Origin of the sequence: Aquimarina penaris (genome assembly GCF_040786285.1) — a bacterium.
In the GTDB taxonomy this organism is placed as follows: Bacteria; Bacteroidota; Bacteroidia; order Flavobacteriales; family Flavobacteriaceae; genus Aquimarina.
On record NZ_JBFMKQ010000005.1, the window covers coordinates 41,380 to 53,484 of the forward strand.

Sequence of the window (12,105 nt, forward strand, 5' to 3'; positions counted from 1 at the left end):
TGGATAGAGGTTACAAACAAGAAATTTACCTTAATATAGTATATGAGAATTATTTTTAATTCTTTGTAAATGTTGATGCTTCTATGCATTCTTACTTGTTTGCAAAAAATAGAAGAATAAAATCATATTTGACTATATAATTTTTTATTTTTGATAAGATGAAGAAAATGAAAATGGGAATTAAATAATTATATATAAATTTTAAATTAATAGAAAAATGTCTGGAAGGTATATTGTTCTTTCTAGGCATTTTTTATAGATGTTATGAAGAAACAAATCATTTTAGTACTTACCCTCACTCTTGTATTATTTTCATGTAAAAAAGATGAGCCCAAAGATCCGGTCAATTTTAAAAGTGGTCCTTGGAGAGCTGTTCTTGATGTTCAAGATAGCAAACAACTTCCTTTTTTGTTTGAAGTAATGGATGACCAGACTTTAAAAATCTTTAATGCCGAAGAAACCATTGATGTAGATGAAGTTGAGATATTCGGTGATTCTATAAAAATTAAGTTTCCTGTATTTGAAGGATATGTAGCCGCAAAGTTCGTGGATTCAATGAATATTTCAGGGAGTTTTGTTAAAGAAAGTTTAGATAGGATAGTACCTTTTACGGCGACATACGGTGAGCAAGATAGGTTTGAGATTCATTCAAAACCTTTATATGATATTACTGGTAATTGGGAAACTGTTTTTAGTCAGGATGATGAAGCAGATCGATATATTGCCAAAGGGTCATTTACTCAAAATGGCAATATTGTTTCTGGTACTTTTAGAACTACAACTGGAGATTATAGGTATCTAGAAGGTGTTCTTAATAATGATCAGTTACAATTATCTACTTTTGATGCCGCACATGCATTTTTATTTACAGCAAAGGTTACCGATAGTACAATGAATGGCTATTTTTATTCAGGAAATCATTGGAAAGAGCCTTTTACGGCAAAGAAAAATGAAACCTATGAGTTGCCCTCAGAAGACTCGTTGACTTACCTTAAAAAAGGATATGATACTTTTGATTTTAATTTTCCGAATGCCAAAGGAGATCAAGTTTCATTAAAAGATGCTCGATTTAAGGATAAAGTTGTAATAGTACAGATTATGGGAACTTGGTGTCCAAACTGTATGGACGAAACAAAATATTATGTTGATTTCTATACTCAAAATAAAGAAAAAGATGTAGAGATTGTTGCCTTAGCCTTTGAATATGCCAAGACCAAAGAAAAAGCTTTCAAGTCTATTGAAAGATTACAAAAGAAATTAAAGGTTGAATATCCTATTCTTCTTGCACAATACGGCACTTCAGATAAACAAAAAGCTCAAGAAAAATTACCAATGCTTAACCATGTTCTATCGTACCCTACAACCATTTTTATTGACAAAAAAGGTCAAGTACGTAAGATACATACAGGGTTTAATGGACCAGCTACAGGTCAAAAATATATTGACTTTAAAAAAGATTTCGAAGAATTTGTTAATCAACTCTTACTAGAATAAATCGGTTTAACAATCAATTATGACTTTCTTATTGAGTTTAACAATATGGTAACATTAGGATTAATAATTACCTCTTACATTGTTACTTGTAGAGATTCAATCAAATTTCTACAGGATAGTAATTAATTCAAAAAACGTCAGTCATGAAACAATCAAATCTGTTTACAGCATGTATTGCTGTAGTTACGCTGTTGTTCTCAATTGAGGCAACTGCTCAACTAAAAACCCCCGAAGCGAGTCAACGTGCAAAAGTAATGCAACGTGTAGGAATCACCGATATTATTATTGACTATGGAAGGCCCAGCGTTAAAGAACGCGAAATATGGGGAAAACTTGTACCTTACGGATATAATAATTTAGGTTTTGGAACCTCTACTGCTGCACCATGGAGAGCAGGTGCAAATACGAATTCTACCATAAAATTTACACATGATGTAAAAGTGGAAGGAAAAGATATCAAAGCCGGTAAATACGGTTTGCATATTGCATTAAAAGAAGATGGAGGTGCAACGGTTATATTTTCTAATAATTATTCTTCCTGGGGAAGCTATTTTTATGACGAAAAAGAGGATGCATTACGAGTAGATGTAAAGACCAAAGATGTTGCACATACAGAAACATTAACCTTCTTGTTTCCAGAATTTGAAGCGAATAGTACTACGGCCGCTTTACGTTGGGAAAAAAAGGAAATTCCTTTTAAGATAGAAGTCAATGTAAAGGATGTGGTAATGAATAAAATTAAGCAAGATCTTCGTGGTTCTAAGGGATTTACACAGTCAAATTGGGATAGCGCAGCTAATTATGCTTTTAATGCTGAAGAATTAGACCAGGCATTAGAGTGGATCAATACTTCGATTACAGGATCTTTCTTTAGTAAAGAAACTTTTTCTAACCTTTCTCTTAAGTCACAAATCCTAGCGAAGCAAGGAAATACATCTGAAGCGATGACCTATGTCGATAAAGCCGCTAAAATGGGTAATGCTTCTCAAGTGTATCGATTAGGAGTTGGGCTTATAAAGCTAGACCAAAAAGATAAAGCTTTAGCGGTACTAAAGGATAATGTAAAGAATAATAAGGGAGCCTGGCCTTCAAATTATGGGTTGGCAAGAGCGTATTCTGCAACAGGAGATTATCAAAACGCGATAAAGGCTTTAAACACCGCTTTACCTAACGCACCCGAAAGATTTAAACCAAGGTTAAATGGTAATCTAGAAAAACTTAAAAAAGGAGAGGATATCAACTAGAAAGCAAAATGTATAAGATGTAAAAGGTTTAGAATTTTTCTAGACCTTTTTTTATTGAAATTAAAAAGGAATGATTAATATTATATATGCACTTTACAAGGTAGTTTTATTCCTTAATAATTTTACGGTAAAGCTGTATTAATGTATCTTTGTGTCAACCAAATTTAACCACATGAGTAAAGCCGTATATATTGCTACTATTGAGCCTAATAGTGGTAAATCTATTGTAGTTTTAGGTATGATGAGTATGTTACTGGGTAAAATTGCCCGAGTAGGATATTTTAGACCCATTATTGATGATCCAAAAGAAGGAGAAGTTGATAATCATATCAATACTGTAATATCTCATTTCGAATTAGATATTAATTTCAAAAATGCCTACGCCTATACCAGGAGTGAAGTTCTTCAAAAGTATAATCAAGGAAAATCGGGAGAAGTAATAGATGGTATTATTAGAAAATACAAAAGCCTTGAAGAAAAGTTTGATTTTATACTGGTAGAAGGTACTGATTTTTCTGATGAGGGGAGTATCATTGAATTTGATATCAATATAATAATTGCCAAAAACCTGGGTATTCCCGCTATAATAGTTGCCAGTGGTATTGATAAGAAAAATAAAGAAATTGTAGGGAATTTAAAACTGGCTTTCGATACTTTTAGTAGCAAAGATGTAGAGGTTTTAGCAATGGTCGCTAATAAGGTAACTCCAGGCTGTGAGGGGAAATTGAATACTTTATTTGATAAAGATTTTGAAAACGGAGTTGAGAGAATAATTATACCCAAAGTCAATACTTTAATTAATCCCACAATAAAAGAAATTGTTGGAGAACTGGGAGGAACTATCTTATTTGGTAAAGAGTATTTAAATAATCAAGCAGGTAGTTTTGGAGTAGGTGCAATGCAATTACGTAATTATCTAACACATCTTAAAGATAATAGCCTGGTGGTCACTCCGGGAGATCGTGCCGATATTATTCTTGGTGTTCTACAAGCAAATATATCGGATAATTACCCAAAAATCTCTGGAATAATACTTACTGGAGGAATTATCCCGGAGAAGTCTATACTCAAATTGATCGAAGGGGTTTCAATATCGTTTCCAATTATATCAGTCCCAAGCGGAACGTTTTCAATTACAAATCAAATTGGAGCCATCAAATCGAAGATATATGTAGATAACCTACAAAAGATAACTACTTCAATAAGTACATTTGAAAAATATGTTGATGAAAATCACCTTGCAGATCGATTAATCACCTTTAAATCTGAAGGACTTACACCTCGAATGTTTCAATATAACTTGTTGAAACGAGCATTAAAACATAAAAAACACATTGTTCTTCCCGAAGGAACAGATGAAAGAATCATAAGAGCTACATCTAGACTATTAGCGTCAAATGTTGTTGATATTACTTTAATTGGTGATGAAAAGAAAATAAAGAGCAAAGCCGTAAAGCTGGATATACCTATTGATTTTAGTAAAGTAAATATTATTTTTCCTACAGAATCTCCCCATTATGATGATTATGTGCAAACGTTCTATGAACTGCGTAAACACAAAAATGTAAATCTTGATATGGCTAAAGATATGATGGCAGATGTCTCTTATTTTGGTACTATGATGATTTATAAAGGTCACGCAGATGGAATGGTTTCTGGAGCTGTTCATACTACGCAACATACCATTAGACCGGCATTGCAATTTATCAAGACCAAACCTGGAATAAAAGTAGTTTCCTCGGTATTTTTTATGTGTTTAGAGGATAGAGTTTCTGTATTTGGTGATTGTGCCATCAATCCGAATCCAAATGCTGAAGAACTGGCAGAAATCGCAATTTCTTCTTCAAAATCTGCTTTAGCTTTCGGAATAGAGCCTAAAGTAGCAATGCTATCATACTCTTCGGGAACGTCGGGTAAAGGAGCTGATGTAGAAATTGTTAGAGCAGCCACAGCCATAGTTAAAGAAAAGCAACCGGACCTTAAGATTGAAGGACCAATACAGTATGATGCCGCTGTAGATATTAAGGTTGGGCAAAGTAAACTACCTGATTCTGAAGTGGCCGGACAAGCCAGTGTTTTAATATTCCCCGATTTAAATACCGGGAACAATACATACAAAGCTGTACAACGAGAAACTGGTGCATTGGCAATTGGACCTATGTTACAAGGATTAAATAAACCTGTTAATGATTTAAGTCGTGGTTGTACTGTAGACGATGTGTATAATACAGTTATTATTACAGCAATTCAGGCACAGGGATTATAAAACAAAAAAAGGGATATGCAGATATTAATATTAAACTCAGGAAGCTCTTCTATAAAGTTTCAATTATTTTCTATGCCAGATGCAAGAGTAATTTGCTCAGGTCTTGTAGAACGTATCGGTTTAGAAAATGCCAAAATCAAGTATACATCTGATCAAGAAAAAATAGAGAAAATTGAGATCATCAAAACGCATCGGGATGGTTTGCAATTGATAGCCCGATACCTTTTGGATACTAAAGTTGGAGTACTCCAATCTGCTTCAGAAATCCATGCGGTTGGTCATCGTGTAGTGCACGGGGGGAGTACCTTTGCACAAACTGTAGAAATTACAGAAGAGGTAAAGAAAAAAATTGAAAAACTCTCAGCTTTGGCACCATTACATAATCCGCCAAATTTAGAAGGTATTTTAGTGGCAGAGCAAATTTTTACAGAAGCAAAGCAAGTAGCAGTGTTTGATACTGCTTTTCATCAAACTATTCCTGTTGAAGCTCACAAATATGCAATACCGAATAAGTTTTTAGATGAAAATAATATTCGGGTATATGGTTTTCATGGTACAAGCCATAAATATGTTTCAGAAAAGGCAATCGAGTTTTTAGGAAAATCAACATCTAAAATCATCACAATTCATTTAGGCAATGGTTGTAGTATGACAGCAGTAAAAAATGGTAAAAGTATAGATCATACTTTAGGGTTTGCTCCGATGAATGGATTGATTATGGGAACACGCTCTGGTGATATTGATCCTGCGGTGATTTTCTATTTGGTCAACTCTTTGGGGTATACTTTAGATGAGGTGAATACACTTTTACAAAAAGAAAGTGGAATGTTGGGACTTACTGGTTTTAGCGACCTTCGAGATATAGAGGCCGAAGCTGAAAAAGGAAATTCGGATTGCAGATTAGCTCTAAAAATGAATGCCTATCGTATCAAAAAGTTTATTGGCTCTTATGCAGCGATAATGAATGGTTTAGATGCTATTGTTTTTACAGCGGGAATAGGAGAAAACTCAGATGTTATTAGACGTTTAGTATGCGAGGATCAAGAGTTTTTAGGTATTCAGTTAGATAAAGAAAAGAATAGTACCCGATCTAAAGAAATTAGGAATATAGGAGCATTATCATCAAAAGTAAAAATCTTGGTAATTCCTACAGATGAAGAACTAGAGATTGCTAAACAATCTTTTGAATTATTGTCATAATATAACAAAAGACAAACTTTTTGGTTTGTCTTCTGTTTGTTTTGTTATACTCTTTTGTATTAAGCAAAAATACAACGTCCCCATCGGTCGCAGTAGCCAGGTTCGCAGAAACTTTGCCCTCCCCAACTAATAAGACAACCGCTACCAGATGGGCAACATGTTGCTCTAAAAGATGCTCCTCTAACTTGTTTTTGTTGCTCTTTACTTAGTTTTTGAACTCCAGTTAAGTTTAAGATTTTTTTCATTGTGTAATATATTTAAGATGGTATCTAAATATAGCTCAAAATACTGTAAATCAAATACTTAAAAACCGCAAAAGAAATGTGGTTTTGTTTTGGTTTTATCAGTTCACTATTTCTCTTTTTTTATGATGAATTTATATAATGAAGTATAATTCTGATACCTGTTGTAAGAAATAACTTATTAACAAGTGTTAAATTGTATAACTAATTGATAATAAGTTGTTTATCTATATTTTTTTAGTTAAATCATACATTATCAACATACTACATAACCATAAGGTAACATAGGATACTAGTAAGTTTAATAAAATAATTTTAGCTTCGACTCAGTTATATTTAAACTAACGAATAGACTAACTCACAACAACACAATGAAAAAATTACTACTATTAATGTTGGTAATTTCTGCTATTGGCTATAGTCAGATACCAACATATTACAATGATGTTAATCTCAATGTATCGGGAAATGCTTTAAAAAATGAATTGGGAGCCAAGGTTACCAATACGCATGTAACGTTTCTTACCTACACGCCAGGGGTTTGGGATGCATTAAAACAGAGCGATTTAGATCCCACAAATGCATCAAAGGTTGTTTTAATCTATGGGTATAATGATACCGACGGAAATTCAACTACCGATAGAACACGGGGAGTAAATAATAATGGAGGTGGATCTACCGATTGGAACCGAGAGCATGTGTATCCAAAATCTTTAGGTAACCCAAACCTTGGTACAGAAGGGGCAGGCGCAGATGCTCATCACTTAAGACCAGCCGATGTTCAGCGAAATTCATCACGAGGTAGCAGAAAATTTGCAGACGGATCAGGAAACTCTGGGGCTACAGCTCAAGGACACTGGTATCCTGGGGACGAGTTTAAAGGAGACGTCGCTCGAATGATGATGTACATGTATATTCGTTATGGAAACAGAACTTTACCTATTAATGTTGGTGTTGGAGCCACTGCTGCCAGTGACGGCAATATGCTTCAATTGTTTTTAGAATGGAATGCGGAAGATCCGGTATCCCAATTAGAATTACAACGAAATCCCATATTAGAGAATATCCAAGGGAATAGAAATCCATTTATCGATAATCCTGCTTTTGCTACGCAAATTTGGGGTGGCCCACAAGCCGAAGATAGATTTGGAAACACAGGTGGAGGAGGTACAGATACTATTGCTCCTAGTGTGCCAACTAACCTAACAGCAAGCAATACTACCGAAACTTCTACTACATTATCCTGGAATGCATCGACAGATAATGTAGGAGTAACAGGATATTTTGTATACCAAAATGGTGGATTTATAGGGACTGCTACTTCTCTAAGTTATACTGTGACAGGTTTAACGGGAAATACTAGTTATACATTTACTGTAAAAGCCAGAGATGGATCAGGTAATGTATCTGCAGCAAGTACTGCTGTTAATGTAACTACTCAAGATAATACTTCTGGTGGGGGAGCGGCAACAGAATTATTCTTTTCGGAGTATATAGAAGGCTCTTCAAATAACAAAGCTTTAGAAATAGGAAATTTCACCGGAGGCTCTGTTAATCTTTCGGGATATTCAATAAAAAGGCAAACTAACGGCTCTGGATCATGGTCAACCGCATTAAATCTTTCTGGAACAATTGTTAATGGAGATGTTTATGTTGTAGCAAATGGATCTGCTTCTACTTCCATCACAAATGTTGCTGATCTTACCTCGGGGTCATCGGCAATGAGTTTTAATGGTAATGACCCTGTTGGGCTTTTTAAGAATGGTGTTTTGATTGATATTATCGGAACTTTTAACGGCGGTTCGTCAAATTTTGCTAAAGATGTTACTTTAAGGAGAAAAGCGAGCATATCTTCACCTTCTACAACATATACAACAACTGAGTGGGACTCGTATTCGCAAAACACTTTTAATGACTTGGGAAACCATACTTTCAATGGAGGAGGAGGTAATACAGATACAACAGCTCCTACGGTACCTGCAAATTTAGCAGCCTCGAATGTGGGAGAAACAACAGCTCGTCTTTCTTGGTCAGCTTCTACAGATAATACAGAGCTTGCAGGTTATAACGTGTATCAAAACGGAACTTTTATAGTAGCCACTTCGGGTACTTCTTATGATGTTTCTGGTTTAAGTGCAGGAACAACGTATACTTTTACCGTGAATGCATACGATGCAGCAGGAAATACTTCGGTATTAAGTAATTCTCTAAATGTAACGACAGCAGTTTCATCAGATACTCAAGCTCCTACGGTACCGGCAAATTTAACAGCTTCAAATGTAGGAGAAACAACAGCTCGTCTTTCTTGGTCAGCTTCTACAGATAATGTAAGTGTAGCGGGGTATAATGTGTATCAAAACGGAACTTTTATAGTAGCAACTTCAGGTACTACATATGATATTTCTGGTTTAACACCTGGTACTACATATACATTTGAAGTAAATGCATATGATGCCTCAGGAAACATTTCTGCTTTCAGTAATTTGATTAATGTTACGACCCAGGATATAGTGCTTACATATTGTTCTTCAAAAGGGAATACAGTGAGCTACGAATTTATTGATTATGTAGGCATAGGGGAGATCTCTAATGCTACAGCAGCCAATGGGGGGTATGGTGATTTTACGTCCCAAGTAGCAAATCTTCCTTATGGATCTAATACAATTGTCTTAAGTATAGGTTTTGTGAGTTCATCGTATACCGAAAACTGGGGCGTTTGGATTGATTTTAATAAGAATGGAAGTTTTGAGAGTTCAGAGAAGGTAGTAACGGGTTCTACATCGAATTCTGGTAATTTATCCTATAGTTTTACTGTTCCATCTACTGCTCAAGCGGGAAATACAAGAATGCGAGTTTCTATGAAATGGAATGGGGCTCCCACTTCTTGCGAAACATTTGGCTATGGAGAAGTAGAGGATTACTCGGTTAACATTGGAGCATCATCGGTAAGAGCAATTAAGAATACTGTGCATATTGATGGAGAGCTTGGTAATGAAGCTAAAGTATATTCGGCAAGAGTTTTTCCAAATCCAGCTTCAGAATTTATTAGTATAGGTGCAACAGACAATCGAGAAGTGAATTTTAAATTAATAAACTTACATGGAAGTATTGTGAAATCTGGTAAAACTACCAGAAGTCAAATAGCATTGGATAGAATGCAAGCTGGGATGTATATTTTAGAAATTAGTGATAACGGACGTACAGCGTCTAAAAAAATAATTATTGAGTAAGAAATAATCTATAGATCATACTATAATATAAACCATCAAGGCTTTTGTTTTGATGGTTTTTCTTTTACTCGATAATCGAGATTTAAATGCTCTGAGGCTTGCCTCGAAATCAAAATTATTTTCCAACCAATGCCTCGAGAGCTTACCCCGAGGTAGTTTACTAAATCGAAAGATAACCGTATTTTAATTACGTTAATTAATTACCACTATTATGGTTTTTTAACAGATATTTGACGTTTTTTAATGAAAACAATAATTTTTTTTGATTTTTATTTAACAAAAATACAATTTTAGTACTTGTATTTTACGATGAAATACACTGTTTTTTTGATGAAATTATGGAAAGCCGTAAGCGTTTATTTTTTTTGTAATCTATTTCTTATCGTTTGTTTACTGTTTTTTCTAGGGTTTCACGAGGATTGGGATTTAAACCATATCTTAATTATGGTTTTACCGTAAATAAAATTATATCCTGCTTTGTAAATTTATAAAAATGAAATGTAAGTCATTATTAATAAAGACTTTGTAACTTAAAAAAATGCGTATGATAAAAAAATACTATTTCTACATCGGTCGTATAGACGACTAAACTACACAATCAAGGGCTACTCTTAAAACTTTTCAATTTTTGCAATATATTAAATTGTATTGTAAGGCTTAAAAAATGGATTTTTGATCCATTTAGTATAACGTAAACATTATCTCATTCTGCGAATCATGATGACAAGAGTTTTATCTATTGTGATAATCGATTTCTGTACTCAATAACAAAGTACTATTATAGATTTTTATATATCACATGATACCCTAAGACTTTGTCTGTCTTGATTACCAATAAAAAAAATGTGTAATTGGAAAATAAGAAAAAGAGAATGAGCATATCAATAAATTTTAATCAGTTTTGTGAGGACTTAAAGATTTCTGCAAAAACGCAGTCTATAATTTCTTTACGCTACAATTCTATCTGTAAAAAGCTTAATAATGATTTTTGGAATATAAATACAAACTATGGCGGTATTTTTGTCGGTTGTTATGGTAGAGAAACCGCAAACAATGACATAGATAAAATCGAGATGATTTTTGAAATGCCATATCGTTTGCAAGAGGAATATTCTAAAAAACCTAAAAACGGTCAGTTTTTGTTCTTAGAGGATGTGAGAAGGTCAATTGCTACGATATATCCTAATACATCATTGGTGCATGATGAATTTGGAATTAAAGTCTGCTTTTTTGACAAAATGAGTTTTAGTATAGCTCCAGTTTTTTTTAAGAAAGATAATGAACATGTTTATGCAGATCCACGTAAGGGAGGTAGTTGGAGGGTTAAAAACTTTCGAAAAGAGAAAGAAGCAATAAAAATAGGGAACATTGCTACAAATCATAACCTTAAAAAACTATGCAGAATGATGAAAATGTGGAAAAAACGCTGTAATGTTCCTATTAAAGATATTCTTATTGATACATTGGCATATGAGTTTTTAATGTCATGGGAGTATAGGGATAAACCATATTCTTATTTTGACCTGATGTGTAAGGACTTTTTTAAATTCTTAATGGATCAGAAACCATCAAAAAAAGAATGGAAATCTATTGGAGGTGTTTTAATTATACCCAATGCATTAAATTTTAGATATAAGGCCATAATGGCACATTATAAAGCAGAAAGTGCAATTCTATTTTCTAGGAACCATGAACATTGGTTGGCGATACAAAAATGGAAAGAGGTATTTGGTACAGAATTTCCTGAGTCAGTACCCATAGAAAATCAACTTAAAACATTAAACGATAGTATTTCTAGTACCTATAAAGCCCAAAAGGAGTGCATGAATATTATTAACAGAAGAAGGATAATGCTTACAATTCTTCAGATCTTTTCTGCAATAATGATACCTACTACACTTTTGGTTATGGAGTATACTAAAAATTTTAAGCTTGGATTAGCTTTATTTACAGTATCGATACTTCTCTTTATAACTAGTTTGATTTATAGAAAATCAAATCAGGTTAGAATAATGCTAAAACATAAAGTTTCTGCAAAACTAGCAATCAATATTCAGAAAAAAATTAAACAATCATTGAAGGATTTAAAATACAATGATATTGATATTGCTGTATTGCAAAAAAGGAAGCATAAGATAGTTTCAAAATTACAAGGCTTATATAAAGGAGCCTCGGTACACGTAAGCAAGAATTATTACAAAGCCACCCAAGAATTACATAAGAATTTGGATATAAAAAATGAAGTTTCAACAATTGAATCATCAAAACTAAGAATACCAAAATGGAAAGAGAATAAATTTAGCATTGAGAATCATGTACAACAAGCCGTTAATTATAGAAACTAAAGTAAAGTAAAGATCGCAATTATGTTGTTCTAGACCTTTAGCTTAGTTGTTTGCAAAAAGATTTAATCCTAATTACTTATCTTG

The 12,105-nt window shown here is 33.6% G+C and carries 7 protein-coding genes; 6 read left to right on the plus strand and 1 reads right to left on the minus strand.

Features of this window, described 5'->3' with window-relative positions:
- The first annotated feature begins 264 nt into the window (after window positions 1-264).
- From ABW637_RS19760 to ABW637_RS19775, 4 genes are all read left to right on the plus strand, one after another.
- Window positions 265-1,494 (plus strand): peroxiredoxin family protein, encoded by a 1,230-nt coding sequence (locus tag ABW637_RS19760; RefSeq protein WP_367586453.1) that lies wholly within the window; start codon window positions 265-267, stop codon window positions 1,492-1,494.
- Between the two features lie 143 nt (window positions 1,495-1,637).
- Complete coding sequence (locus ABW637_RS19765; protein ID WP_367586454.1) at window positions 1,638-2,738, plus strand: DUF2911 domain-containing protein; 1,101 nt, start codon at window positions 1,638-1,640, stop codon at window positions 2,736-2,738.
- A gap of 172 nt (window positions 2,739-2,910) precedes the next feature.
- Window positions 2,911-5,004 (plus strand): phosphate acetyltransferase, encoded by a 2,094-nt coding sequence (gene pta / locus ABW637_RS19770; protein WP_367586455.1) that lies wholly within the window; start codon window positions 2,911-2,913, stop codon window positions 5,002-5,004.
- Window positions 5,005-5,019: 15 nt separating this feature from the next.
- The gene (locus ABW637_RS19775; protein ID WP_367586456.1) at window positions 5,020-6,204 is read left to right on the plus strand and encodes an acetate/propionate family kinase; all 1,185 of its coding nucleotides are present in this window, start codon (window positions 5,020-5,022) and stop codon (window positions 6,202-6,204) included.
- Between the two features lie 59 nt (window positions 6,205-6,263).
- Here the strand turns inward: ABW637_RS19775 and ABW637_RS19780 are convergent, their stop codons facing one another.
- The gene (locus tag ABW637_RS19780; protein ID WP_367586457.1) at window positions 6,264-6,449 is read right to left on the minus strand and encodes a hypothetical protein; all 186 of its coding nucleotides are present in this window, start codon (window positions 6,447-6,449) and stop codon (window positions 6,264-6,266) included.
- 368 nt (window positions 6,450-6,817) lie between these two features.
- Between ABW637_RS19780 and ABW637_RS19785 the strand changes: the two genes are divergently transcribed.
- Together ABW637_RS19785 and ABW637_RS19790 are read left to right on the plus strand one after the other, a co-directional pair.
- Window positions 6,818-9,676 (plus strand): endonuclease, encoded by a 2,859-nt coding sequence (locus ABW637_RS19785; RefSeq protein ID WP_367586458.1) that lies wholly within the window; start codon window positions 6,818-6,820, stop codon window positions 9,674-9,676.
- 872 nt (window positions 9,677-10,548) lie between these two features.
- Window positions 10,549-12,021 carry an SMODS domain-containing nucleotidyltransferase gene (locus tag ABW637_RS19790; protein WP_367586459.1) on the plus strand — a complete coding sequence of 491 codons (1,473 nt, stop codon included), beginning with the start codon at window positions 10,549-10,551 and terminating at the stop codon, window positions 12,019-12,021.
- Window positions 12,022-12,105 lie beyond the last annotated feature (84 nt).

Excerpts from the sequence above, each read along its gene's own strand:
- ABW637_RS19760 (WP_367586453.1), top strand. The coding sequence starts at position 265 with ATGAAGAAACAAATCATTTTAGTACTTACCCTCACTCTTGTATTATTT.
- ABW637_RS19765 (WP_367586454.1), top strand. The coding sequence starts at position 1,638 with ATGAAACAATCAAATCTGTTTACAGCATGTATTGCTGTAGTTACGCTG.
- pta (WP_367586455.1), top strand. The coding sequence starts at position 2,911 with ATGAGTAAAGCCGTATATATTGCTACTATTGAGCCTAATAGTGGTAAA.
- ABW637_RS19775 (WP_367586456.1), top strand. The coding sequence starts at position 5,020 with ATGCAGATATTAATATTAAACTCAGGAAGCTCTTCTATAAAGTTTCAA.
- ABW637_RS19780 (WP_367586457.1), bottom strand. The coding sequence starts at position 6,449 with ATGAAAAAAATCTTAAACTTAACTGGAGTTCAAAAACTAAGTAAAGAG.
- ABW637_RS19785 (WP_367586458.1), top strand. The coding sequence starts at position 6,818 with ATGAAAAAATTACTACTATTAATGTTGGTAATTTCTGCTATTGGCTAT.
- ABW637_RS19790 (WP_367586459.1), top strand. The coding sequence starts at position 10,549 with ATGAGCATATCAATAAATTTTAATCAGTTTTGTGAGGACTTAAAGATT.